The following is a 24532-nucleotide window of genomic DNA, read 5'->3' as shown; positions in this document are numbered from 1 at the left end:
GTACAAAATGGCGCTAGAAAGGCGCCGACATGGGAGAAACATCATGAACAACATCATATCCCGCCAGGCACTGGCATTGTGTCTGCTAAGCTGCGCGTCCCCCGCATTTGCCCAGGACGGCACTTCGGCGGTTAACGGTGGCATCGAGGAAATCGTCGTCACCGCACAGAAGCGGTCCGAGTCTCTTCAGAAGACCCCAATTTCGATGATGGCCATGACGGGTGCCGACATCGAAAAGAAGGGGATCGCCGACATCACCGACCTACGGACGCTAGTCCCCAGCCTTGCGGTGACGCCCCATCCGAACAGCGCCACGACGGCTCGCGTATTCATTCGCGGCATCGGAAATAATCACGATCAAATCACGGTTGATCCTAGCGTCGCGGTCTATCTGGACGGCATCTACATCGCCCGGAACCAGGGTCTTTCCGCCGAAGTGGCCGAGGTCGAACGGATAGAGGTGCTGCGCGGCCCGCAGGGCTCGCTCTATGGCCGAAACGCGACGGGCGGCGCCATCAACTACATCACGCGCGCACCGGAACTGGGCGAATTTTCCGCCAAGCAAACCCTCGCCATCGGCAATTACGACCAGTTCCGGTCCCGGACGCGGGTCAATATCCCGGTTGGTGACCGGTTCGCGGTGGAACTGGGCTACCTGCACAGCCAAAAGGATGGCTTCGTCGATAATTCCGGCACGGGCGTTGCGCGCTGGGGCGATCAGCGGCGCGATGCCTATCGCGCGGCAATATTGTGGCAGCCGACAGATGCGCTGCAGTTGCGCTACACCTATGATCGTTCCGACATCAACGACACGCCTGTCTTCATGGTCGCGGCGCCTTTCTACCCGCGCATGGCGGATCGGCCGACGGCAGGCTCTCCCTTGGTGCGCAACCTCATGCCGAACGACGCGACCTCGCAAGGGCATAATCTTACGATCAGCTGGGAAGTGGCTGACGACGTGACGTTGAAGTCGCTCACCGGCTACCGGAAATTGTCCAGCATCACCAATCAAAATTATCTGACCGGCGTGGTAGGGCCGTTCCCTTTGATCCTAACCGGCTTCGACCAAAAGCAGGACCAGTGGAGCGAAGAAGTGCAGCTCGTCGGTTCCGCTCTTGACCGTCGGCTCGACTATGTACTTGGTGCTTATTATTTCGACGAAAATGGAGAAAGCGCTGATTATTCGGCGATCACCGGCCGTCCTCGCATGGATCGTGTCGCTACGATCCACAACCGCGCCTATGCGCTCTATGGCCAAGCAACCTTTCGTCCGGCTTTTGCGGAGGGGCTTTACCTGACTGGAGGCCTACGCTGGTCTCGTGACGAGCGCGAGGCAACGCTCGACCAAAGCATCGTGCCGGCAACCGGTTCTCCAACCGTTCTACCTCACGGCATGGGAAACAATCACTTCTCGAACCTTAGCCCCAGTTTCGTGATAGGCTATAGCGCCAATGCCCAGATCAACATCTACGCGAAATATGCGCGGGGCTATAAGACCGGTGGCTATAATATCCGGGCCAGCAGCGTTGCGCGCTTCAATGAAGGCTTTGGACCCGAAACCCTGGCTTCATTCGAACTGGGTATAAAGTCGAGCTGGCTCGACAATCATTTGCAAACCAATCTCGCCTTGTTCCGGTCAAACTACAGGGATATTCAAACCAACATCCAATCCGATCCGTCGAACGTAGCGATCACGGATGTGTTCAACGCGGGGAAGGCTCGAATCCAAGGCTTTGAACTGGATGTGATCGCCAAGCCGATCGATGCCCTGACGCTATCGGTCAGCTATGCGTATCTCGACGCTCAGTTCCAGGAGATCCTTGATCAGTCAGGCAACGACATCACATTCCGCTATACCTTTGTAGAAGCGCCGAAGCATACACTGACGACGTCTCTTGAATATCGTTTTCCGGAAACAACAATCGGCGTCCTCACAGCAAATATCGACTATTTTATGAAGAGCAAAGCTTCGACTTCCACGGCCGATCCACGCTATGTGATTGGAGACTATGGCCTGCTGAACGCCCGTCTCACGCTCTCAGATATTCCGGTGGGCTTTGGCAACTGGCGCCTTTCGGCCTTTGGCAAAAATCTGGCCGACAAGGAATATTATATCGCCCACTTCAATGGCGGCTTGCCAAGTGCGATCTTTGGTGACCCGCGCACCTATGGACTCGAATTATCCTTCGAATATTGAGGGATATTAAGTTGCTGAGGCCATTGAATAGCCTCAGCAACCCCTGAATTTTGACGCCGCATCTGCTCTGACGCAGGCTCTATCGCGGCTTAGGATGTTGGGAAGCCGGAACGCGCAACTCGCTGACGATCCGGTTTTCTCGCGATGTGAACACTGCCACATAGGGTTTCGTGCTGTTGTCGCCCGGCGCTGGGTTGCTGCACGATCTCACCCGCAGCACACTCCGGTAATTGCAGCCACTGTCGGATTGACCGGGGCGGTCGCGCAAATGCCATCGCGCATATAGCCAGAGTAAATAATCTGCCGTTCATTAATAGTTTTCGTGTCGATAATCCGAAACACGACACTGCTCTGTTGCAAATGAAGTAGATTAAATTCTCACCGATCATATATAGACCGGTCATGGCATTCTTCCAAGCTGTCATCACCCGCATTGAGGATGCAGATATTGGGCACGGCATCTTTCTGGACCTGCACCGGACCTAACGCCATCGCCGGACCCTTTGCAGACGATTAGTTTGAAAATTCTATTCCAGATTTTGCCGTTCGTTCACTATCGCGGTACATGGCCGCAATACGCAGATTGTAGTTATGCCATCGCGAACTGCGTGATGAGCGCATAGTCGATCTTCCCCGTTCCCAGCAGTGGCAACGCGTCCAGTATTCGGATCTCGCGTGGCAGGGCCAACTCCGTTACGCCATTGATCTTTCCCCACGCCACCAGCGCCGCCGCCTTGGCATCCTTTGCAGTCGTGAACAGCACCAACTGCTCGCCCTTACGCGCATCGGGCCGCGTCACTACCGCATGCTCCGCCTCCGGCCACAGCGCCGAGGCATAGCCCTCTACGGCGGGCAGCGAAACCATCTCGCCCCCGATCTTGGCAAATCGCTTCGCCCGACCCCGGATAGTCACAAAGCCCTGATCGTCGAGAGTTACGATGTCGCCAGTGTCGTGCCAGCCCCCCTCCGGCGGTTGCAGCACGCCGGGCGCATCGGCCTTCATATAGCCTGCCATGATATTCGGCCCCCGGATCGAGAGCCGCCCCCCCTCGCTGATCCCCGGCACATCGTCCAGCCGCGCCTCGATCGCCGGTAGCAGCCGTCCGACCGACCCGGCGCGGAAATGCATCGGCGTATTGACTGCGATCACCGGCCCGGCTTCCGTTGCGCCATAGCCCTCTAGGATGCGCAGCCCGAATTTCTCGGCATAGATTTTCCGCGTCTCGTCCCGCACTCGCTCGGCGCCGGCAAAGATGTAGCGTAGCGAGTAAAAGTCATAGCCATGCGCCATCCGCGCATAGCCCGAGAGGAAAGTGTCCGTCCCGAACAGTATCGTGGCATTGGCGTCATAGGCGAGCGCGGGCACGATCCGGTAATGGAGTGGGCTGGGGTAAAGCAAGGTCTTCACCCCATGGAAGATCGGCAGCAGCGTGCCCCCCGTCAGCCCGAAACTGTGGAACACCGGCAGGGCATTCAGCACCACATCGGCCGAATTGAAATCGATCCGCGCCGCAAGCTGGCGGCAGTTGGACAAGAGGTTGCGATGGGTCAGCACCACCCCCTTTGGCAGCCCTTCCGACCCGCTTGTGAAGAGAATGACCGCAGCATCTTCAGGCGAAACTTTCAGCCTTTTGTGCACCCGCCCGGCAAAGCGGCTCGCGACGAGGCCGCGCAGCTTCGCCCCGGCGCCAATCCCCGCCGCCACATCCTCCAGCCAGAGGAAGCCAATCCCCTCGGCCTCGAGTCCCGCCACGACATCGCTCAGCTTCCCCTGATCGACGAAGGCCCGCGCGGTGATGATCGTCCTGACCTGCGCGGCGGTGCAGGCGGCCTTCAGGTTCGCTAGCCCGGCAGTGAAGTTCAACATGGCAGGCACGCGCCCACCCGCCTGCAATGCGAAGAAGGCCACAGCCACTCCCGCCACATTTGGCATCAGCACGCCGACCACCTCGCGCGGCTTGGTCGAACGGTTGAGGGCTCGGCCCAACACCAGCGCGCCCGTCACCAACCGCCCGTAACTTAAGGGCTCGCGCTTCACATCCTCAACGACGGCCGAGCCTCGCCCATGGATATGCTGCGCCTCCAGCAGCGCCTCGAACAAGGTGCGATCCGTGTCCGAGGTAGCGAACATCATCTGGCTCATTTGGTCATAGAGCCGCCGCCCGGCAATCGCGCGCCGCGCCCGCGCCGTCATCTCACCTTCTATGGTGAAGCGGCGCGGCGGCAGCACGGTGAGCGTGATCTTGGGAAAACGCCGCAGCCTGACCTTGCCCTTCAGCCGCGAAAAGGGTGTGAACTGCGCCCCGTCGATCCGCACCGGGATGATCGGCGCATCGGCCTTGTCCGCGACCATGCCGGGGCCGTCGAACACTTTCATCAGCGCGCCCGTGACGGTGATCCGCCCTTCCGGGAAGATCACCAGGGTCCGCCCCTCGCGCACTGCCTTCACCATCGCCTTGGCCGACAGCGGGTTGGTGGGATCGACTGGAAAGGCATCGAAGAGCGGCAGGAAGGGCTTTATCCACCAGGCTCGGGCGATGCGCGTATGGACGGCGAAGGTCGGCTTGCCCGGCAGGAAAGCGGCCAGCAGCAGCCCGTCGAGGAAGGAGACATGGTTCACGACCACCACGGCCGGTTCGCCAGCGGCGGGCATATTCTCGGACCCCAGCACCTCGACCCGATAACAGAGCCGCAGCAGGCCGCGCACGATAGCCTTGATCACCGTCTCGGGCAGCAGCCAGCAGGAAATCAGCGCCACCACCAAAGTCGCAAAGCCCATCACCCCGATCACGCCCGGCACGCTTTCGCCCCGCGCCAGCATCGCAGTGACGACGCTCACGACCGCCACGGTGGTCGCCGCATTGACAATATTGTTGGCTGCAATGGTCCGGGACCGCTCCTCACGCCGGCTATGCGTCTGGAGAATGGCATAAAGGGGCACGATGAACATGCCGCCGGCAAAGGCGATGCCAACCAGATCGAGCATGATCCGCACGCTCCCCGGCGAGCCGACGAACTCCGCAATCCCTGAACCCCGATGCACCGGCACATAGCCACTGGTCGACAGCCATAAATCGATCATGCACCCGGCCAGAACCAGCGCCGACACTGGCACGAAGCGCGCGGACACCTGCCCGCCCAGCAGCCGGTTTACCAGCATCGACCCTAGCGCCACGCTGACAGAGAAAATCAGCAGGAATAAGGTCGCAACCTCCTGCTTGGCCTTCAACACCCCGCTCACCAGCGGCGCGAATTCGGCCAGCAGCACTGCGCCCACGGCGAAGAACCAGCTGATGCCGAGGATCGACAGCCACACGCCTCGTCCATGCCGCGCGGCCTTCAGGATATGCCAGGTGCTTTTGAAGACATTGCGCTCGATCCGCAGGCCCGGCACCACGGTCGGCGCGGACGGCACGGTGAGGCTGACGAAAAAGCCGAAGGTTGCGATGCCCACCGCCACCACGCCGGCTTTCCACGGCGGAATGACACCCGCCAGCAACTGTCCGCTCAAGATCGCGAGGAAGGTGCCCGCCTCGATCAGCCCGGTTCCGCCCATAATCTCATGCGGCGCAAGATGCTGCGGCAGGATTGAGAATTTGACCGGCCCGAAGATAGTCGAATGCAGCCCCATCAGGAACAGGCAGGACAGCAGCAGCGGCACGGACTGCAACCAAAATCCGGTGACGGCAAGGCTCATGATGACGACCTCCGCCGCCTTGACCGCGCGCACCAGCTTCGCCTTGTCCCACGCATCGGCGAGTTGCCCGGCCAGCGCGGAAAAGAGGAAATAGGGTAGGATGAACAGGCCCGTGGCGATGGTCGCCAGCATCTCCGCCTTGTCCGGTTCGGCGCGATAGAGGCCGAAATTGGCGAGGAACAGCAGCGCGAACTTCAACAGATTGTCGTTGAACGCACCTAGAAACTGCACCACGAATAGCGGCGCGAAACGGCGTTTACCCAGCAAAGACAGATCAGGTGCGGACATCTTCTTACCCCCGTCCTTCACGCATTATGCGGCAATTCTGGTTGAGTCATTAAGCGGCTCGCGCAGTACGCGATTATAGAGCCAGCCGATACCGATCAGGCTGAAGCCCAGCGCCAGGAACGACCCGATCCGGAGCAGCCCGGAAAGCCCCGACGCGTCCAGCAGGAACACTTTGGCTACCGCCGCCAGCATCAGCAGCAGGGATGCCATACGCCAATCCTTCGCCCGCCGATGGATACCCCAGAGGAGGAACCCGATCGCCATCCCGAGAGCCAAGACGGAACGCAATATGTCTTCTGCCTGGCTGAGGCCGGGCACCGTCAACATCGACCCCACGAACATTTGCCGCAAGGTTGCCAGCGCAAATAGCGCCATCAGCACCATCCGCGCCATGTCGACAGGCCGCCGCGTCCAGCTCCATTCCGGCCCCATCTTTTCGATCAGCCAAAGCGCCCCAAAAGCCAAGGCAGAAGCGGGAAGCAACAGATTCATCACAGGCCAGGCGCCCACCGTCTGGGGGAACCACAGCGGGTTATGCAGCAGCATCGTGTAGATCAGCAGATGCGCCAATCCCGCCGCAGTCAGAGGCATCGCGACCTTCCGCCCAACCCGCCAAAGCCCTAAGCCGGCGCCAATCAGCAATCCCTGCCAAACCGTCCGCTCTGCAAAAGCTAGGCGCGTCACGTCCGCCACATTCGTCAGCCCGAAAACTTGCTTATAAGCGACGTGCGCAGCGACTACGCCAAGCATCCCAGCCAGCCCCCAGCCCGCGCGCCTCTCCCAGGGTCCCAAAACAGCCCCAGCGCGCCACAAGGCCACTCCGAGCAGCCCGGCCGGCACCGCCAACCGCCGCACGCTCTCGCCCAGCGCGGGCAAATCCCGCACCAGAACCGGTTCGCCCAGCAGCGAGAAAAGCGCATGGACAAGCCAGATGGCGAGCGGCCACAGTGCCCAGAGCCCTACAAGCGCCGCCGCCACTCCGAGCCCGGCCAACATCCGCCCAGCTTGCAACCGCCGCGCGCCCTCCGCCACCAAAGCGAGCAGCAGAGCGGCTCCCACCGGCACCCAGATCGATGGCACGACCTGCGTCATTGCCCCATAAGCCAGCAGCACCGCCACGCCCTGCGCCACCATACGCCCTTCCGCAAATATCGCCCGCCAAGCGAACAGTCCCGCCGTCGCCGCAACCGCGATCCAGCGCAGCGGCATGCCCGCCGCCCCCTCGCCCCACAGCCGCACGACATCATCCGACCCCGCCACAGCCACCAGCGCGGCGAAAGCAAAGCCCCAGCCGCTATATTCCACCCGCCGGTCCCCGGCTTTCTCCCCCAGCGTCAGCAAGCCAGCCGCCACGGCCGCGATGACCGCCGCGAAAGCCCAGCCCGGCAGCCCCAACGCCCCGGCCACGACCAGCAGCAGCCCCGCCGCCGTCGCCAGCGTCACAAAGCGCGCATCGTCTCGCGGCCTTCGCCATCCCGACACCAGAGCCCCCGCGGGCAAAACCGCCGCTCCCAGCGCCAGCCCGGCAAACGTCTGATCCAGCCCCGCACGGTAAAAATGCAGGAAGGCTACCGCAAAGCCAGCGAGTGCCAGCCCTGCGAACTGACCCGCCTCGATCAGCCCGCCGCCCGCGCGCCACAGCCGCCAGAGCGCCGCACCACCATAAATCGCGCCGCCGCCAGCTAAGACCAGCGCGAACCGCCCTATCTGCGGATCACGCCAAACCCCTGCCAGCATCAGCGCGACGCCCATCCCGACCGCCGCTAGCGGCCGCAAGCTCGCCTCACGTCCCAGCCAGACCAGCGCGATGGAGAGCAGCCCGAATAGGCCCCAATGCAGCAACGCAAAGCCGCCGGTCGCCACCAGTGCCGCCATCTGCGCCGCGGCAACCACAGCCGCGCCGATGCGCAAAGCCGTGGCCCGCGCGCCTCTTAAGGCGAAGAAGGGCAGGGCCACGCCCAGCGTCAGCACCAGCAACCCGACCGACAGTGAGGACGCCCAATCCAGCACCCCCATGGCGAGCAGCGCAACGCCCCAACCCGCGCCGCCGATCAGCGCGCTGACGCCCAGCCACATCCACCGCTGGGTTCGCGACAAAGCAGAGAGGCCTCCGACCGCAAGCGCCAGATAGAAGCTAAGCAGCGGCACATTGGGCTGCCCTGCCTCGACCAGCGCGGGCGCTGCGAGACCGCCGGCCAACCCCAGCAACGCACTCGGCGCCCCAAAGCGCAACGACAGCCCCATGGCCAGCGCCGTTACGCCCGCCAGTCCCGCAAAAGCCGTCACCGGACCCACCAGCCCATAGAGCCCATGCGCCGCCAATATGCTGAAATAGAGCGTTGCCAGCCCAGCCCCTGCGAGCGCCTGTCGCACCCTTCCATCGCGCACCCGCTCCTCCTGCCGCAGCGCGATTTCCGCCGCACTGATCAAGGCCCCGCCGAACAGCAGCCCAAGCACGACCCGCACCAGTGGCGAAAGCAATCCTACATCGATCGAATATTTGACCAGCAGCACCCCCGCCACCGTCAGCGTCCCCCCGCCGGCCCAGATCGGCAAACGCCGCCCGAACATCTCTTCAAAGCCAAAGGACGGCCGGGCGGCTTCGATCGGGGGAGGGGAGGCGTCTTTTGCAGGTTCAACGGGCGCGGCTGCTTCCACCTTTTTCGGCAGGGGGCGGGGCTTCGACACTCTCTATCCTCCGCGCTACCACTCGCGCAGGCGGCACCACTCTCTCCCCCGCATCATTTCCAAAAAAGGGGGAAGCCGAGTTGGGCGTAGGCTGATCCATCTCCGGCAGTTCACCCAAAACGGAACGCGCAGGAGACGGGTCCCCGCTCTGGCTTGCATCGCCCTGCGGCTCGCGGGGATGACGGGCAAGGATGGGATCCCCTTCCAGCGACGCCAGCCGCGTTTCCGCCACCTTCAGCCGCTTGCGCATGTCGAGCAGCAACACTCCGAAAACCAGCAAAATGAGCGTCACAAACATGAGTCGCACCCCTGAAGCCCGACGATCTAAACCGTCGCTAACGTAAAATTAGACGCTGTTCAATAAATTTATTAGACATCGTTCAATTCCCTTATTATCCTTTTGAACGATGGGAAGACGCTCAGACCATAGCCGCGAAGAACTTGCCGAGATGATCGTTGCGCAGGGCCACCGCCACATGGCGGAGGTGGGCTTTGCTCATTTCTCCTCGCGGGAGGTGGCCAAGCGTATCGGTTATTCAGTCGGTACGCTCTATAATGTGTTCGGCAGCTACGACCGACTGATTGTTGCAATCAACACGCGCACCTTCGATCTTTGGGCCGATTTTCTGGAGGCCCGCCTGTCTGACAATCCGGAGGACCGCATCGCTGCGCTGGTTGAAGGCTATTTCGACTTCGCCCGGGACAATCTCCACATCTGGATGGCGATTTACGATCATCGCCTGCCGCTTGGCGTCCGGATGCCGGAAGACTATGCCCGGCAGCGCGCGGGCCTCACCGAAGTCGTCGTCCGCGAAGTAACCGCTGTCCTTCCGCGCAAAGCCAAGGATCTTGCGCCGCGCCTGGCGCGCTCACTGGTCGCCACGGTCCATGGCCATTGCACCTTCGCGCTCAACGGCAGCTTCATCCTTTTGGGCGAGACGGAGCCGCTCGAAATGGCCATCACCCGCGTCAAGGAATCCTTGAGGGCCGCAGGGGCAAAGCTGTAAAAGAGAACGAAGTTGTGATACAGACCTATCGGGGCCGCACCACCATGCCCGGCTATGAAGATTAGTTCGTACTGATGAAAGAATACAGAAAGTCTTCTATGAGCGCCGGCTTTCGTCACTCGTGATAAGTGCAATCACAGAAGCGGATTTGTTGTCTTCTCAGAAGGTGGGCTAAACGGAGCAGGATGGAACAAGGGCCCGGTCTGACGAGAGTGCACCGATTTCCGTCGATACCGGCGGTCTCGCGTGCGCATCGGCCAACGATCTCGCCTGGGCCGTGACTGCCATGCGCGTCGGCGAGCGTGTCGTGATCAACGAAGCTTATCAGGCGGCCTCATCCCCGCATTCGATCCGCGCGCTGAAAAGCGACCTCGAGGCCTTCGACCTGTGGTGCCGCCGCACCGGCCGGATCGCCCTGCCCGCCACGCCGCAAGTGGTGGCCGACTATTGCGACGCGCGCGCCGGGCAGGGGGCGAAACCCGCCTCGCTCGCCCGCTACAAGGCCTCGATCGCCAAGCTCCACCAGCTGCTCGACCTCAAGGATCCGACCCAAGCCGAACTGGTCAAGCTCACGCTGCGCGCGATCCAGCGGGCGCAGGGCAGCGCGCAAGCCCAGGCGCGGCCGCTGCGGTTCAAGGGGCCGGTCCGCGATGTCGTCGCCGAGGCGCCGCGCGGGCTCAATATCCGGGCGTTGCTCGACAGCTGCGGCGACACCCTGCCCGAGCTGCGCGACAAGGCGCTGTTGTCCACCGCCTATGATAGCGGGCTGCGCGCTTCCGAGCTGGTGGCGATCCAGGTGGAGCACATTCTCGACGCGACCGACCCCGAGGCGCGGCTGCTGCGAGTGCCGCGTTCTAAGGGCGATCCCGAAGGGGAGGGGGCAACCGCGTTCCTGAGCCCGCGCAGCGTGCGTGCGGTCACCGCCTGGTTGGAGGCGGCGGGGATTGCGGCGGGGCCGTTGTTCCGCCGGGTGCAGGTGCGGCGGATCCGCGCGCGCCCCGCTGTCCCAGGGGAGCCGGTCGGCACCCGCGACGCGGACGGCCACTGGCGGTGGCGCCGCGGGGAGGGGACGCCAGCGCAGCCCGCCCGGGTCGCCTATGACGTGGGGACGGCGGCGCTGCATCCCGGCTCGATCGGGCCGCTCTGGCGCGCGATCATCCGCCGCGCCTTCGCCCGCGGCGCGCTGCCGGATCTGACGGCGGAGGACCTCGCGCACCTGCTCCAGGGGATCAGCGCCCATTCGACGCGGGTGGGGCTCAACCAGGATCTGTTCGTCAGCGGCGAGGAACTCGCCGGGATCATGGACGCGCTGCGCTGGAAAAGCCCGCGCATGCCGCTCGCCTACAACCGGAACCTCGCCGCCGAGCAGGGGGCGGCCGGGCGGCTGATGCGGAAGCTGGGCGCATAGGCGGTTGTTGCGGCCATCCTAATCTCCCCGTGCCTGCGGCGATCAAAGCGGGCCGGGGGACTGAAGCGTCATGGCTCGCCTTTCGAATTGGCCTATGCTAAAATCCTCCTCGATGGGCTGCAGGGTTGCCAGATAGGCAGCCAGCGACAGGACAGGCGCGGGTTCGATGATCAACCGCTGGCCTTCCTTGCGCATGATCGCGTCGTTGCCCGGCAGTTCAAACTCACGCGGAATGCGGACCGCCTGGCTGCGGCCGTTCTCGAACAGTTTGACGTGGCGCTCGGCGTTCATGGCATCTCCTTGGCCTATGACAATAGCGCGATCCACGATCGGCCTGCGGACGACGTTGCGTTCTGATCATGTACCTTCTTGACACCGACATCCTGTCAGACCTGGTCCGGCATCCCCGGGGCGTGATTGGGGCGCGGATCACGGCGCTGCCGGCGGAGGCTGTCAGCACGAGCATTATCGTCGCCAGCGAGCTGCGCTTTGGCGCCGAACGGCGCGGCTCCGAGCGATTGACCGCGCAGCTTGAGGGTATCCTCAAACGCCTTCCCGTCCTGCCGCTGGCTGATGACGCAGACCGCCACTACGGCGTTTTGCGCGCATCGCTCGAACGACACGGCACCCCGATCGGCGCGAATGACATGGTCATCGCGGCGCATGCGCTGGCGCTCGATGCGACGCTGGTAACGGTCAATGTCCGTGCGTTCGCCCGTGTTCCGGGCCTGAGGGTGGAGAATTGGCTCCGGCTGGCCGGTGCATGAGCTGCACTCAATGATGTTGACTCGATCGTTGCCAACAGAGCGGTTCTAACCAAAGTGGGTAGCACCCGTTAAACAACCCAGAAGTGCCAGGATTCTTAGCCGGCTCTTTTGCAAAGGACCGCTTGAAATTCTCGATTGGAAAAGCCGACATCGCAGCGCTCAGGTCCATCTATACGCGGCGACGGCAATGCGCCAATCTTGCCGTTCGTCGCTGACTGATGTCCCGCCGGAAGCTGTCGATCCGCTCCATTACCGGCTCAACTGCTTCCCGGTGCAGGTGGCAGATACGCCTCTCTTGCCGATAATTTGCCCCGCCTCAGAAGGGGGCCGAGGCGGGGCTGTCGGGATCCTCACTATGCATCCGCCGGGCGCGAGTCGTCTATCCATCACGCGAGATAGTCCATTAGATTCGTCGGTAGCAGCGAACGACATAATCCCACCGCGCCATCGTTGCTTCGCTGCCCCCGACGTATGATCCAGATCACCGAAGCCTCTCGGACTCGCCCCGGGTCACAGGACGTCGGCGCGGGGCATCTCTGTTGCGCGGCGTGGATGTACTCACATCGGCAATGATGATTGATGGATTGCGAACAGGTCAGTGGCGGAAGCTGTTTATAGTGGTCCATGTGTCCTACGACCCGGACCCCGAAATGCGGCTCGGCTAAGCCGCGGTCATTAAATTCTGCTCGTCGTTCGATGCGCAGAGTTGCTTCGCATGGGCGCCTAACGCGGCGCGGGCCGCATTAATCATCTGCCGATGTGCATCGCTGCCTCGTGGGACATCGGTCCACGGCTGTCCAGTCACGCAGCCGTGGCTGCTTCTCCAGATCTCTCCGGCGATCAGATCAATTTCTTCTTCTGTGGGACGTCTTTGTTGCGAAAGACATTCGATGAACAACTTGTGAAAAGACTTATGGTAATCAACCTGCGTCAGGCTCATGGGCATCCTCTCATGTGCCGATGTCCCTCGGCTGCCGCAGCGGCCAATGCCTGATTTGCAGTTCAGCGTCAATGGTCTGCGTACCGTCGACCTGACCTCGATAAATATAAAGTGGGCGGTTTTAATATTTTAGATGGCGCTGTGAACTAATGATGGTGAATGCTGATGCTTGTCGGATTTATACAATCCGAATCAGCCGATAATCATATTGTACGGGTGCGACCCTGAGGTTCTTCATCTGAAGAAACTCCTCCTTGTGGGCTGGTCCGTAGGCCAGCCCATTTTTCATCAATTCTCCATCTGTCGCTGTTCTAGCAGATCAGCAGCCCGGCTGAATCTCGCTTAAGCGTCGCCGAGAAGTGAAGATGGAGGGAGCGGCTGCTTCGGGTAACCGTCAATTCGTCCGCCAATGGCGAGGCAACGTTATCGCCGCCCTAAAGCCGCGATGACGGCCTGTCGTACTTGCCATCTTTGCAGCGCTGGCTCGCTGCTTTCAGGAAAGGCTTCCCGGCGCATGCGTTGCACGAGAACGCGCAGGGCTGCCCGGTCTGGCTGCTGTTCTTCGCCAATGCGCGAGACGAGGGCGGGATAATTCCAGCAGCGCGATCCCATCACTCGCCTCTCCGCCTGACCATGCCCGAGGGTTCATTTCGATCGCGAGTCAAAATCGACAGCAACAGAGCGCCGAACAAGCCAAAGATCGCGCTTAGCCGAACGAGCTGGTTCTGTGTCAGGCCACTCAGGAGGAGAATCGCCAGCAGGACCACAACAAAACATGCGGCCCAGTCTTGATGGTGCATCCGGCTAGCGCAGATCAATGCCAGCCAGCACAGTAGCGAAGCTATCAACGCGCTCCCGATGACGAGAGGGATGGACTCGAGGATTATGGTCATAACAAACATGGCCGCCTCTCCTTGAGGCTGACATCACGGCGATCCCCGTCAGACGGCATCCTCTTTCAACAAGATATATATCGCGTTGCGATATAGGTCAACTGGTAACGAGGGGGTTCACCCTCCACCTGGCGTGACGCGTCCGCTCCGTTTCGCCGGTCCGAATTTTGTGCCGGGCTTTTAACAGGTCCTGGCGCGTCAGAATGCCGACTACCTTGCGGCTTTCCCCTTCAATGATGGGAATGCGCCCGACGCCAGACTGAACAATGAGGTCGGCCACCACCCCGCCTGGGCTTTCCGGAAAGGCGGAAGGCTGGGAGGGGTCCGACAAATTCTCAACCAACGAAGTCGCGCCATCCACCCCTTCAACCTGCCAGCGCAGCACATCGCTGCGCGACACCAGCCCTTGCAAGCGTCCGGCACCATCGACCAAGGGATAGCTGCGGTGGTTTGCGTCATTGTGGAAGAACGCGATCGCCGCCTCCACGGTCATCTCGCCCGAAAGGGTGTCGGGATCTACCGTCATCAATTCCCTCGCCTGCAACAGATCCAGCGCATCGACGCTATACTCCTGAAAAATGTGCCGCCCGCGTCGCGCGATCTTCTCTGTCAGGATCGACCGGCGCATCAGCAACACGCTGACGGCGTAGGCGCTCACCGCTCCGGCGATGCAAATTGGCAGCGCATCGAACTCGCCTGTGAGTTCGGCGGCGAATAGCGCGCCCGTCATCGGCGCCCGCATCGCCCCACTCATGATGCCCGCCATACCGATCATGGCCCAAAAGCCGGCGTCCCCCGGCAGATACTGTCCGACCAGACACCCCAGCGCTCCGCCCAGGATCAACAGTGGTGCCAGCACGCCACCTGAAGTGCCTGAACCGAGTGCAATGAGCCAGACAATTGCCTTTATAGCCAACAACGTCGCGATCGCCCGCATCTCAAGGCTGTTTCCTAGCAGAGCGTGTATATTGGCATATCCTGCTCCCAACACCCGGGGATCAATCAAACCGCCTAGCCCGACGGCGATCGACCCCAGCGCAGGCCACCACATCCAATGGAGGGGCAGGCGGTGAAAGCTATCCTCAATCTGGTAAAGCGCTGTCGAAAGCAGTGTCGCCTCGACACCAAGAAGCAGGCCCATCCCGATCGCGCACACCAACGGCCATACGCCAGCGGGCACATGTAGATCTGCAGCGAACATCGGCCCGCTGCCGATGAGCCAAGGCCGCCAGGCAAAAGCAACCAGCACGGCAAGCACGACCGGCACGAAGCTCCGCGGCTTCCATTCGAACAGCAGCACTTCAGTCGCCAGCAATATGGCGGCCAGCGGCGTACCAAAAATCGCCGTCATCCCGGCGGCCGCTCCCGCGACGAGCAGCGTCTTGCGTTCCGCGGCGCTCAAATGAAAACATTGGGCAAATAACGACCCGATCGCGCCACCTGTCATGATAATGGGCCCTTCCGCCCCAAACGGACCCCCGCTGCCAATAGAAATTGCGGAGGAAACAGGCTTGAGGACCGCAACCTTCAGCGAAAGCCGGCTTTCCCCGAACAATATTGTCTCGATGGCTTCGGGTATGCCGTGCCCGCGTATCTTCTCTGACCCGTAGCGGGCGATCAGACCGACGATCAGGCTGCCAGCCAGCGGAATGATCAACACGCCCATGCCCACGACGCTGTCGGCCATGTCCGCCTCCGCCGATGACAAGCGCCCATACCAAAAAAGGTTGATCGCTAGCGCAATCATCTTGAGCAGCATCCATGCCCCAACCGCGCCGCCGCTTCCGACGAAGAGCGCCATTGCAGCCAGCATGATCATGCGCCGATCCGCGCTGTGATCACCCAGCTTTGCATTTTCGGACGACGCGGGGGCTTCTCGAATCATGTAAGATCCCTCTTTGTATCGACAACCCCGCGCAACTATATCGTAGAACGATACATATCAAGGTGACGGTAAACATGAAGGCTGCAGACGCCGAACTGAAGGATGAAGATTATGCTGCGCTCGCAGAGTTCCGCTTCGCGCTGCGACAGTTTCAGGCGTTCAGTGATGATCGCGCGACGCAAATGGGTCTCACGCCACAGCAGCATCAGGCACTCCTGACCCTACGCGCCGCGCCGCCGGAGGATGCGACGGTTGGTTTTGTCGCGAAGCGACTTTTGCTGAAGCCACACAGCGCAACGGGGTTGGTTGATCGCCTGGAGAAGTTGGGCATGGTGACCCGGTACTCGACGGAGGCGGATCGTCGCCGTGCGCAGCTGCAACTAACGCCGCGCGCCCTGGAGCTGCTGGCTAACCTGTCTGCTGCGCATCGAGATGAAATCCAGCGTCTGCGGCCTCTGCTTGATCAATTGTTCACCCGCTTTTCATAATCTCGATACGATCTCCATTTCTGGCGACGCAAGAATGGGACTATCGCCTGAAGGGTGGACGCTCCGGCTCCTGCGATCGAGATATCGGGATTGAATATTCTGCTCTTCACCATCTCGATGTCGCTCGCCTAGATAAGAGCGCTCAACGCTTAGGGGCGCGCTCACTGATCCACATTTAAATCGCGCGGTTCTTGGCGACGACAGCTCGGATGATCAGCAGGAAGGCGGTGAACCGCACGAGATACACCAAGCTCCTTTGTTCATCCGGCATCCCGCCAAGCCCGAGAATGATTTGGCCGATACCCAGGAGCAGAAACGAGACTGAGAAGGCGACGAAGAGAGGGTCGCGCGTTTCCCGCCAAAAGCGCAGGAAGAACAGCGATATCAGGAAAAAGCCAAAGGAAACGGCTCCGGAGAGAAAGGCCGGCAAGGTCATATGTCCTCCTCACTTTCCCAGATGAAGCCGAACAGGAGCACGCCGACTGCGCAAAGCGATAGTAGCAGCCGCACAAGCTGCAGGTCGGCGGTCGGGATAAGTGCCAGATCAATTACGAGAAACAGGTTGTTCATGGCCAGCAGAGTGAAGCACGCGGCGCTCCAGAATAGCAGCCGTGCACCACTCCGCGCATAGCTACGCCAAAGCAGAATGGCGCAAGCCGAACTTGTCGCAAAACATAGGGCGTACACAATCGCCGGGAAAATCGCTCCTGTCATTCTCCCCTCCGTAGGCGGAATGCGTCGGCGAAGAGACTGGCTGACGAGGTCGGCGCCACGATCATTCGTCGAACGGCATCGGGCCGCTCGATATACAGCGCTTCGGCAGCCGCAGCCATCCGCACCGTGGCCTCGTTGGCAGGCTGATACCGGACGCCACCGTCCGCATTCGTCACCACCAAGCCGGCGGTAAGAAGCAGCTCCACACTCTGTTGAACGACTAGGTCACTGCTGCGCATGGCTGCAACAAGTTCTGATTGACTCCACGAGCGCTCCGGGGATTTCCGCAGAACACACATCAGTTCGAGCGACCAAACCGAGCGAAAGGCTGAGCGGATGAACGCCGAGGTTTCTTGCCGGCTGGGCATGCCGAGTGCCGTCTCCCACTACGATGTTCCCCCGTGTGCGCGAGCCTTCTAGCTGCTTTGCCCTTTGTTGCAATTGAATTTGCGGGATTTTTGTTCACTTCTCGTGCCGGCCGCTGCTATCAAAAGCGCGGGTCCGGGGCCCATTCATATCTCGACGCTCATAGGAGATGCCAGGAGTGTTAATTATGAGATGGCCCGCCCCTTTTTCCTGACGCCGGATTTGATGTCCATGCTGAAGAGGAAAGGAGCGAACCACTGTCCGTACATTTGTGTGACCCTATAGGCGGAGAAAACGTAAAATGAGACGGACATGCTGCCATTCGTTCCGCCAGCAGGGCCACGACGGCCCATTCCAGCCTCCATCGAGCTTCCGCGTCGGCCATGTCAGGAGTACCACACCCGGCCCAGCGTCGAAGGTACGCCAATCAACGGCCAGGTCCGTTACGCGAAGGCCGATTTGCTCCGCGACAAAGGTCGCCAGATCATGCGGTATCGCTCCCCGGTCCCGGATGATCTGCGCAAGCGTTGTGCCCGGATGCCGCAGCAGTGCCAGTTGCAGCGCTACGCCCAATCGGTTCCGTCGCTCCCGCCGTACGCCGAAATGTCCAGGTCCAAGGGCTCGAACGTATAGAGCCGGGCCAGTTGGCCATGGTCGGTCGGGATCGCCAGGACCTGATCGCGCTCATTCTCCGACAGGAGTTGATGCTTGCGCTTCATCATGCCGATTCCCGTCCACAAAGGCCATTCGAGCCTATGGACACCGATGAGTAAAGGGACATAGTATGTGGACGGATATGGATGGCCTGGGACGCTCTCCAGACGACGGCACGCCGGTTTTTGCCACTGTGGCACTGACAGAACGCAAACTGATCATCGAGGTCAACAGTGCGGCCCGCGCAGAACGAGCGATTGAGCAGATGCGTGAATGGCTGGGCGATTGTCTCGATGCACCTATGACCGAAATCCGAACGCCGGCCCAACTTATGGCTGAGGAGGCCAAAGGCGGCCAGCAGAGCGAAGCGCTGGATATCCCACCCCACGAAATGGAGCGGATCAGGTGATTCGGCACATGGTGAACCTCGAGACGGTCAACACCTACGAAGGCGCGCACGACGTTCACGCGCTGATCCTGGGTCGCGCTATCACCGGCATCGCAGCTTTTTTCTGAGGTCGCCATGGATCGCGTCCAGATCGTCCACGAGAACTTCCTCACCAAGGTCGGCGGCGCCACGCTCCCGGCCGGCCGCGCGCCTGCGGGCCCGCTCAGCAATGCGCAGGCCGTGTCGATCTATCGCTCCGGCTGCCTGTCGCGCTCGCTCGACCGGATCAGCCGGGTCATGCAATCGAAGGGTGAGGGCTATTATACCATCGGCTCTTCCGGCCACGAGGGCATGGCCGCGGTCGCCGCAGCGCTGCGACCCTGCGACATGGCGTTCCTCCATTATCGCGACGTCGCATTTCAGATCGAGCGGGCGAACCAGGTGCCCGGCCAGTCGATCGCCTGGGATATGCTGCTCTCCTTCGCCTGTTCGTCGGAGGATCCGATCTCGGGTGGCCGCCATAAGGTGCTGGGTTCGAAAGCGCTCAATATACCGCCGCAGACCTCGACGATCGCGAGCCACCTGCCCAAGGCCGTCGGTGCTGCCTATTCGATCGGCCTGGCCCGCCGCCGTCCGCCCGAACATCAGGCGCTCGACAATGATGCGATCGTGATGTGCTCCTTTGGCGACGCATCGGCCAACCACTCGACCGCTCAGGGCGCCTTCAACACGGCGCAATGGACCGCGTATCAGGGCGTCCCCATGCCGCTGCTCTTCGTGTGCGAGGATAATGGCATTGGCATCTCGACCAAGACTCCAAGAGGCTGGATCGCCGCCGGCTTCTCGCATCGCCCGGGGCTTCAATATTTCGCCTGTGACGGGCTCGACATCTACGATACGTATCGCGTCACGCTGGAGGCGGCGGAATTTGTCCGCACCCGGCGCAAGCCCGCCTTTCTCCATGTCCGCACTGTCCGATTCTATGGACATGCCGGCGCCGATATGCCCACCACCTATATGGCGCGCGAGGAGTTGGAGGCTGAGGAAGCCAATGATCCGCTTCTGCACGCCGTTCGCCTGATGGACGAGGCCGGCGCCCTCGCGCCGCCCGATGCGCTTGCGATCTACCAACAGACCGAGGAGCGCGTGGAGCGCATCGCTGCCGAAGCCGTCACCCGACCACGGTTGAAGACGGCGGCCGAGGTGATGGCTCATCTGATCCCGCCGCACCGGGCCTGCCAGCGCGTCAACGGCCCCTCGGCCGACACCCGCGCCGAAGCCTTTGGCGGTGACCTCAAGGCCATGGCGTCGCCGCAGATCATGTCGCGCCTGATCAATTGGGCGCTCACCGACCTGATGCTCGCGCATGGCGAAATCATTCTCATGGGCGAGGATGTCGGCCGCAAGGGCGGTGTCTATGGCGTCACCCAAAAACTGAGCGCGCGCTTTGGCCGGACCCGGGTGATCGACACGTTGCTCGATGAGCAGTCGATCCTCGGCCTGGGGATCGGCATGGCGCACAATGGTTTCCTGCCGATGCCGGAAATCCAGTTCCTCGCTTATCTTCACAATGCCGAGGACCAGCTCCGCGGCGAAGCGGCGACCCTCCCGTTCTTCTCCAAGGGCCAGTTCACCAATCCGATGGTCCTGCGGATCGCGGGGCTCGGCTATCAAAAGGGTTTCGGAGGCCACTTCCACAACGATAATTCGGTAGCGGTGCTGCGCGACATCCCGGGTCTCATCCTCGCTTGCCCGTCAAATGGCGCGGACGCCGCCATGATGCTACGCGAATGCGTGCGCCTGGCGCGGGAAGAGCAGCGGCTCGTCGTCTTTCTCGAGCCGATCGCGCTATATCCGATGCGCGATCTTCACGAGCCTGGGGATGGGGGCTGGCTCCACCTCTATCCCGACCCATCGGAACGCATCCCTTTCGGTCAGGTCGGCCGCCATGGCGATGGCGACGATCTTGCGCTCCTCACCTTCGGCAATGGCACCTATCTCAGCCGCCAGGCGCAAAAGCGGCTTGGAGGAGAAGGGATCGCTGCGCGTGTCATCGACATACGCTGGCTCTCGCCCTTGCCCGAGGCGAGCATTGTCGAAGCGCTCGGGGGCGCGCGCAAGGTTTTGATCGTCGATGAGACCCGCCGTACGGGCGGCGTCGCCGAGGCGCTGATGGCGTTGCTCACAGAGCGCACGAATCTACCCCATGCCCGGCTCACCGCCGAGGACAGCTTCATCGCGACTGGGCCCGCCTATGGCGCGACGATGCCGTCGGCCGACGACATCGTCACCGCCGCCCGCAAGCTCGTGCGGGGGGACGCGCAATGAAGGCCGTGGTCATTTGCCCGGGTCGGGGCACCTACAACAAAACCGAACTCGGCTATCTGCAGCGCCATTTTCCCGACGCTGCCTTGCTGTCTCGCCTCGATGATCAGCGCCGCGGCGCCGCGCAGCCGACGCTCACCGAACTCGATCAGGCGGCGCGCTTCTCGATCGCTAGCCATACGCGCGGAGACAATGCCTCTGCGCTGATCTTTGCCGCCACGCTTGGCGACTTCCTGTCGATCGACCGCAGCGCGATCGACATCGTTGCGGTGACCGGCAATTCGATGGGCTGGTATTCGGCGCTCGCCTGCGCCGGAGCGCTGTCGCCCCATGACGGGTTTCGCGTCGCCAATACTATGGGCACGCTCATGCAGCGATCGCTGATTGGCGGCCAGCTCATCTATCCTTTCGTCGGCGAGGACTGGCACCCACAGCCCGAGCGCCGGGAAGCGTTGATTGATGCTGTTGAAGACATCGCAAGCCGACCCGGGCATGCGCTGTTCGTCTCGATCGAATTGGGCGGCATGCTGGTGCTCGCCGGCAACGAAGCCGGGCTCTCGGCCTTCGAAGCGGTCGCAGAACCGACCCAGCAGCGGTTTCCCTTGAGATTGGGCAATCATGCCGCGTTCCACACACGGCTAATGGCCCCGGTCGCCGAGCAGGGGCGCGACGCGCTGCCAGCCAGCTTGTTCGGCAATCCGGTTCTACCCCTTATTGATGGCCGCGGTGCGATCTGGTGGCCGGGGGCAACAGATCGCGACGCCCTTTACGCTTACACGCTGGGAACGCAGGTTACCGAAACCTACGACTTTACGCGCGCCATCACGATTGCGGCACGCGAGTTCGCGCCGGACCTTTTCATTATCACCGGGCCCGGAACGACGCTCGGAGGCGCTGTCGCGCAGTCGCTGATCCTGAGTGGCTGGCGCAACATGGCCAGCAAGGATGATTTCCGCGCGGTTCAGACGACGCAGCCGCTGTTGATGTCGATGGGTATTCCAGAACAACGCGCGTCATCCACGGGCTTTAGGGAGGCGTAATCACCTTGGAGTCCTGCAGTTCTTCTGCACCGGCCGCAGTCGATCGACGGCGGCCGGCATCAATGCAAAATATGGCGGCGAGCCGGGCCTGAAGATCTACTCCCACCTGTCCGACCATTTCGCCTCGTTCGGATCGCGGATTATGTCGGCCACCGCTGGCGATGCCCCTTATGTGCTCGACGGCCTGATGCTGCGCGCCGGTGCGCTGCCGCTGCATGAACATTACACCGATACCGGCGGCGCTACGGACCATGTCTTTGCCCTCTGCCATCTTCTCGGCTTCCGCTTCGTGCCCCGTCTGCGCGACATTGCGGACAGGAAACTCGGCTCCATCGCCGTGCCCTCGACCTACAAGGGCATCCAAAGCCTCAAGGGGCGCACGATCAAGACCGCGGCGATCGAAGCCGATTGGGATGACATCGTCAGGATCGTCGCCTCTATCAAGGAGGGAGCCGTCGCGCCCTCCGCGATCCTGCGCAAGCTGGCCGCTTACAAACGCCAGAACAGGCTGGATTTCGCGCCGGCCGAACTCGGCGGCATCGAGCGGACGCTGTTCACGATCGACTGGCTGGTGCAGCCCGACTTACGCCGGCCTGCCAGGCCGGCCTCAACAAGGGGGAAGCACGCCATACCCTCGCCGCCGCCATCTACACCAACCGGCAGGGTCGGTTCACGGACCGGTCGATCGAGAACCAGGAATATCGGGCATCGGGTCTGAACCTGCTGATCGCGGCGATAGCATATTGGAATACCATCTATCTGGACAGGGCCGCCCAGCACCTCACAACATCCGGCGTCCCTTTCAATGACGCGCTCCTCGCCCACCTTTCCCCAATGGGCTGGGCCCATATCAGCTTGACCGGAGACTATCTCTGGCAACGGGCAAAACCGCTCGCCCCCGGCGAATTCCGCGCCCTCAACGATCCCATGGCGCGCCTCAAACGCGTGGCATAGCCTTTGTTCTCACTATGTCCGCCAAATCGTTGTCTGGCGCACAAACCTTGAGGTGGCGCCTCTCATGCGACATACCGTCCTGGGGGACTTAATTTTCGTAGCAGTCGTCGAGCCAAGCCGGAATGCCGCCGCGCGCGCCAACACGCGCCCTATGTCGATATGGTCGCCTTGCTCATTGAATAGAAGATCCACGGGGAGAACGGGCGAGCAGGCGATGACGAAGACCCGGCATGTTCAACTGATGTACCGTAGCGCGAGGAGTTGTCCGGCATGCTCTGCCGCAAGCGGCCGAGCGACTGCTCAAACTTCTCGGGCGATCTGCCAGGCATCGGGTTTATAGTAATTGCCGCAGTGCCAATCTTCGTTGGCGCGTTGAGGTAGCCGGACTCATCAAGCAAGACCGCACTGGCGGTGCCTCTACAGCAATGCTTGGCTACCCAAAGCGCGACACCGATGGTCCGTCCCTGTAAGCCGTAGAGAGAGCCTGAAATCGATCAATTGGAATAGATCTTGATATCCTTGACGAGCATGTCACCCGAACCGTCGCGATAATCTCCGTTCGTTTTCACTGCCACGTCCATGATCGGGTACCAGCGAAACCCGGCAAAGGGATTGACGGCTTGATAGGTTTCTTTGCCGTCGATGAACCAAGTTATATAATCGGGCTGAATATCCACGGCAAAGCTGTGAAACCCCTTGGTGAATCCACCAATGCCATAAACCTCGTCGGTGTTCATGAATATGCCCTGCTGGAAGGTGCGGTTGATATTAGCGCCTCCATGCAAGGTATTGGCTGTATAGCGATCAAAATCCCACCAACTCTCGAAACCAAATCCCTCGTAAATATCTATCTCGGGTGGCCAACCGGCCGTAGAGATAAGCCAGAAAGCCGGCCAGGAACCCCGCCGATCCGGCATTTTGGCAGTAAACTCATATTGACCATAGCCGATTTGGAGCGGCTTGCTGTTGTGGCCGCTGAGGACTACCGAGCCATAATTATAGAAAACGCCATTCCACTCCAGCGGCTGTTTAAGCTTCTGGGTATGCATCACAAGACCTTCATCCGTGTAGCGGAGCGGCGGCTCGATCCCAGCATCACGATATAGCCAACCGTCAAGATAAATCCCGGTTTCCTGATTGCCCGGCTGCGAACGGCCGTTCGGCAGTTTGGTCGACCAGGCCTTGTCATGACCTGCATCGGACCACTTCAGCGTGTCCCGGCTCATCCCCCACTGAAGCGTCCCACTCGGCGTGAAGATACGAGGCGCTCGGCCTTCTGTCTGTGTTGGCGTAGGTTCCTTCTGGAAGTCGCACTGCACATAGGCGCGATCGGTTCCCAACTTCCCGCCCCAAGGCGCCTCGACGAACCGGACGATGAAATCAGCCTGTGGAATCCCGAGGATGATCGGCACCTCTACCGTTTTTGTGAGCGGATCGCCGGGGCGGAAAATCACCGATTTATAGATGGGCTGGTAATTGACCCCGGCGACGCCTCTCACCAAGCCGGTGCCATCCTCGGTCATTACCCTGGCGATAATCGTGTTTGGGGTCGGCCGGTCGAGGGTAATCGGAACATGCGCGACGGTAGCACCAGGTTTATAAGTGGCTGGTCCGACCGACGCAGTGGCCTGCTCCGGATATCGCGTGCCGTTCGCAAAATCGAAGTCAGCGAAATTAGCCGTACCCAACGATGAGAATGATACCGTTGAGTCCGTCTCCGCGACAGCCGCAGCGGCGTCGATCGCAGGGCGCAGAAAGTCGGCAGTTGTGAATTTTGCCTCCGATGCCTGCCTACCCGCGACCGCAGCCATCGACCGCGCGTCCCCTTTCGAT

Annotated in this window: 19 protein-coding genes and 2 pseudogenes; 9 read left to right on the top strand and 12 right to left on the bottom strand. The window is 61.4% G+C overall.

The genetic code is table 11. The features are described 5' to 3' along the window. Positions 1-43: 43 nt before the first annotated feature. On the top strand, positions 44-2197 hold the full coding sequence (locus EP837_RS14760; RefSeq protein ID WP_066530222.1) for a TonB-dependent receptor: 2154 nt from the start codon (positions 44-46) through the stop codon (positions 2195-2197). A gap of 589 nt (positions 2198-2786) precedes the next feature. Here the strand turns inward: EP837_RS14760 and EP837_RS14755 are convergent. The 3 genes from EP837_RS14755 to EP837_RS21615 are packed head-to-tail and all read right to left on the bottom strand — an operon-like array spanning position 2787 to position 9168. Beyond that, a complete protein-coding gene (locus EP837_RS14755; protein ID WP_225870662.1) occupies positions 2787-6182 on the bottom strand; it encodes an acyl-[ACP]--phospholipid O-acyltransferase in 3396 nt (1131 codons plus the stop codon). Positions 6183-6206: 24 nt separating this feature from the next. Then, the gene (locus tag EP837_RS14750) at positions 6207-8870 is read right to left on the bottom strand and encodes a DUF2339 domain-containing protein (RefSeq protein WP_225870661.1); all 2664 of its coding nucleotides are present in this window, start codon (positions 8868-8870) and stop codon (positions 6207-6209) included. Further along, a complete protein-coding gene (locus EP837_RS21615; protein ID WP_066530211.1) occupies positions 8818-9168 on the bottom strand; it encodes a hypothetical protein in 351 nt (116 codons plus the stop codon). The genes EP837_RS14750 and EP837_RS21615 overlap by 53 nt, the downstream gene beginning before the upstream one ends. 151 nt (positions 9169-9319) lie before the next feature. On the opposite strand from EP837_RS21615, the gene EP837_RS14740 reads away from it, so the two are divergent. Further along, positions 9320-9877 (top strand): TetR/AcrR family transcriptional regulator, encoded by a 558-nt coding sequence (locus EP837_RS14740; protein WP_225870660.1) that lies wholly within the window; start codon positions 9320-9322, stop codon positions 9875-9877. Between the two features lie 220 nt (positions 9878-10097). Next, positions 10098-11285 carry a site-specific integrase gene (locus EP837_RS14735; RefSeq protein ID WP_066530208.1) on the top strand — a complete coding sequence of 396 codons (1188 nt, stop codon included), beginning with the start codon at positions 10098-10100 and terminating at the stop codon, positions 11283-11285. Between the two features lie 42 nt (positions 11286-11327). On the opposite strand, the gene EP837_RS14730 is transcribed toward EP837_RS14735, so the two are convergent. After that, positions 11328-11576 carry an antitoxin gene (locus EP837_RS14730; protein WP_066530205.1) on the bottom strand — a complete coding sequence of 83 codons (249 nt, stop codon included), beginning with the start codon at positions 11574-11576 and terminating at the stop codon, positions 11328-11330. A gap of 68 nt (positions 11577-11644) precedes the next feature. Here EP837_RS14730 and EP837_RS14725 point away from each other — a divergent pair, with 68 nt between their 5' ends. Further along, entirely contained in the window at positions 11645-12052 is a 408-nt protein-coding gene (locus EP837_RS14725; RefSeq protein WP_066530201.1) for a type II toxin-antitoxin system VapC family toxin, read from the top strand. Positions 12053-12713: 661 nt separating this feature from the next. Here EP837_RS14725 and EP837_RS14720 read toward each other — a convergent pair. From EP837_RS14720 to EP837_RS14705, 3 genes are all read right to left on the bottom strand, one after another. Next, the gene (locus EP837_RS14720) at positions 12714-12992 is read right to left on the bottom strand and encodes a hypothetical protein (RefSeq protein WP_066530199.1); all 279 of its coding nucleotides are present in this window, start codon (positions 12990-12992) and stop codon (positions 12714-12716) included. 611 nt (positions 12993-13603) lie between these two features. Next, on the bottom strand, positions 13604-13894 hold the full coding sequence (locus EP837_RS21395; RefSeq protein ID WP_066530194.1) for a hypothetical protein: 291 nt from the start codon (positions 13892-13894) through the stop codon (positions 13604-13606). Between the two features lie 88 nt (positions 13895-13982). Then, positions 13983-15770 carry a chloride channel protein gene (locus tag EP837_RS14705; protein ID WP_066530192.1) on the bottom strand — a complete coding sequence of 596 codons (1788 nt, stop codon included), beginning with the start codon at positions 15768-15770 and terminating at the stop codon, positions 13983-13985. A gap of 74 nt (positions 15771-15844) precedes the next feature. On the opposite strand from EP837_RS14705, the gene EP837_RS14700 reads away from it, so the two are divergent. Beyond that, positions 15845-16258 carry a MarR family winged helix-turn-helix transcriptional regulator gene (locus EP837_RS14700; RefSeq protein WP_066530190.1) on the top strand — a complete coding sequence of 138 codons (414 nt, stop codon included), beginning with the start codon at positions 15845-15847 and terminating at the stop codon, positions 16256-16258. A gap of 175 nt (positions 16259-16433) precedes the next feature. Here EP837_RS14700 and EP837_RS14695 read toward each other — a convergent pair whose 3' ends face one another. The 4 genes and pseudogenes from EP837_RS14695 to EP837_RS22070 form a co-directional block, all read right to left on the bottom strand. Continuing rightward, positions 16434-16694, bottom strand: a complete 261-nt coding sequence (locus tag EP837_RS14695) for a DUF5985 family protein (RefSeq protein ID WP_066530187.1) — start codon at positions 16692-16694, stop codon at positions 16434-16436. Further along, positions 16691-16972 carry a DUF5985 family protein gene (locus EP837_RS14690; RefSeq protein ID WP_066530185.1) on the bottom strand — a complete coding sequence of 94 codons (282 nt, stop codon included), beginning with the start codon at positions 16970-16972 and terminating at the stop codon, positions 16691-16693. The genes EP837_RS14695 and EP837_RS14690 overlap by 4 nt, the downstream gene beginning before the upstream one ends. After that, on the bottom strand, positions 16969-17340 hold the full coding sequence (locus tag EP837_RS14685) for a hypothetical protein (RefSeq protein WP_066530183.1): 372 nt from the start codon (positions 17338-17340) through the stop codon (positions 16969-16971). Before EP837_RS14685 ends, EP837_RS14690 begins: the two co-directional genes overlap by 4 nt. A gap of 430 nt (positions 17341-17770) precedes the next feature. Further along, positions 17771-18060, bottom strand: a pseudogene (locus tag EP837_RS22070) (DUF4158 domain-containing protein); the annotation flags it as partial. A gap of 62 nt (positions 18061-18122) precedes the next feature. Between EP837_RS22070 and EP837_RS14675 the strand changes: the two are divergent. From EP837_RS14675 to EP837_RS20620, 4 genes and pseudogenes are all read left to right on the top strand, one after another. After that, positions 18123-18401, top strand: a complete 279-nt coding sequence (locus EP837_RS14675) for a hypothetical protein (protein ID WP_066530177.1) — start codon at positions 18123-18125, stop codon at positions 18399-18401. Between the two features lie 114 nt (positions 18402-18515). Then, on the top strand, positions 18516-20708 hold the full coding sequence (locus tag EP837_RS14670) for a thiamine pyrophosphate-dependent enzyme (RefSeq protein ID WP_066530174.1): 2193 nt from the start codon (positions 18516-18518) through the stop codon (positions 20706-20708). Beyond that, complete coding sequence (locus EP837_RS14665) at positions 20705-21745, top strand: ACP S-malonyltransferase (protein ID WP_066530171.1); 1041 nt, start codon at positions 20705-20707, stop codon at positions 21743-21745. The genes EP837_RS14670 and EP837_RS14665 overlap by 4 nt, the downstream gene beginning before the upstream one ends. 13 nt (positions 21746-21758) lie before the next feature. Next, positions 21759-22699 (top strand): annotated as a pseudogene (locus EP837_RS20620) (Tn3 family transposase). Positions 22700-23193: 494 nt separating this feature from the next. Here EP837_RS20620 and EP837_RS14650 read toward each other — a convergent pair. Continuing rightward, complete coding sequence (locus EP837_RS14650) at positions 23194-24510, bottom strand: glycoside hydrolase family 16 protein (protein ID WP_225870658.1); 1317 nt, start codon at positions 24508-24510, stop codon at positions 23194-23196. Positions 24511-24532: the final 22 nt, after the last annotated feature.

This window comes from Sphingobium sp. EP60837, assembly GCF_001658005.1.
Lineage (GTDB): Bacteria > Pseudomonadota > Alphaproteobacteria > Sphingomonadales > Sphingomonadaceae > Sphingobium > Sphingobium tyrosinilyticum.
The sequence above is the reverse complement of the archived record's forward strand: the minus strand, read 5'-3'. Positions and strand labels throughout refer to the sequence as shown.

Excerpts from the sequence above, each read along its gene's own strand:
- EP837_RS14760 (WP_066530222.1), top strand. The coding sequence starts at position 44 with ATGAACAACATCATATCCCGCCAGGCACTGGCATTGTGTCTGCTAAGC.
- EP837_RS14755 (WP_225870662.1), bottom strand. The coding sequence starts at position 6,182 with ATGTCCGCACCTGATCTGTCTTTGCTGGGTAAACGCCGTTTCGCGCCG.
- EP837_RS21615 (WP_066530211.1), bottom strand. The coding sequence starts at position 9,168 with ATGTTTGTGACGCTCATTTTGCTGGTTTTCGGAGTGTTGCTGCTCGAC.
- EP837_RS14740 (WP_225870660.1), top strand. The coding sequence starts at position 9,320 with ATGATCGTTGCGCAGGGCCACCGCCACATGGCGGAGGTGGGCTTTGCT.
- EP837_RS14730 (WP_066530205.1), bottom strand. The coding sequence starts at position 11,576 with ATGAACGCCGAGCGCCACGTCAAACTGTTCGAGAACGGCCGCAGCCAG.
- EP837_RS14725 (WP_066530201.1), top strand. The coding sequence starts at position 11,645 with ATGTACCTTCTTGACACCGACATCCTGTCAGACCTGGTCCGGCATCCC.
- EP837_RS14720 (WP_066530199.1), bottom strand. The coding sequence starts at position 12,992 with ATGAGCCTGACGCAGGTTGATTACCATAAGTCTTTTCACAAGTTGTTC.
- EP837_RS21395 (WP_066530194.1), bottom strand. The coding sequence starts at position 13,894 with ATGTTTGTTATGACCATAATCCTCGAGTCCATCCCTCTCGTCATCGGG.
- EP837_RS14705 (WP_066530192.1), bottom strand. The coding sequence starts at position 15,770 with ATGATTCGAGAAGCCCCCGCGTCGTCCGAAAATGCAAAGCTGGGTGAT.
- EP837_RS14700 (WP_066530190.1), top strand. The coding sequence starts at position 15,845 with ATGAAGGCTGCAGACGCCGAACTGAAGGATGAAGATTATGCTGCGCTC.
- EP837_RS14695 (WP_066530187.1), bottom strand. The coding sequence starts at position 16,694 with ATGACCTTGCCGGCCTTTCTCTCCGGAGCCGTTTCCTTTGGCTTTTTC.
- EP837_RS14690 (WP_066530185.1), bottom strand. The coding sequence starts at position 16,972 with ATGACAGGAGCGATTTTCCCGGCGATTGTGTACGCCCTATGTTTTGCG.
- EP837_RS14685 (WP_066530183.1), bottom strand. The coding sequence starts at position 17,340 with ATGCCCAGCCGGCAAGAAACCTCGGCGTTCATCCGCTCAGCCTTTCGC.
- EP837_RS14675 (WP_066530177.1), top strand. The coding sequence starts at position 18,123 with ATGTGGACGGATATGGATGGCCTGGGACGCTCTCCAGACGACGGCACG.
- EP837_RS14670 (WP_066530174.1), top strand. The coding sequence starts at position 18,516 with ATGGATCGCGTCCAGATCGTCCACGAGAACTTCCTCACCAAGGTCGGC.
- EP837_RS14665 (WP_066530171.1), top strand. The coding sequence starts at position 20,705 with ATGAAGGCCGTGGTCATTTGCCCGGGTCGGGGCACCTACAACAAAACC.
- EP837_RS14650 (WP_225870658.1), bottom strand. The coding sequence starts at position 24,510 with ATGGCTGCGGTCGCGGGTAGGCAGGCATCGGAGGCAAAATTCACAACT.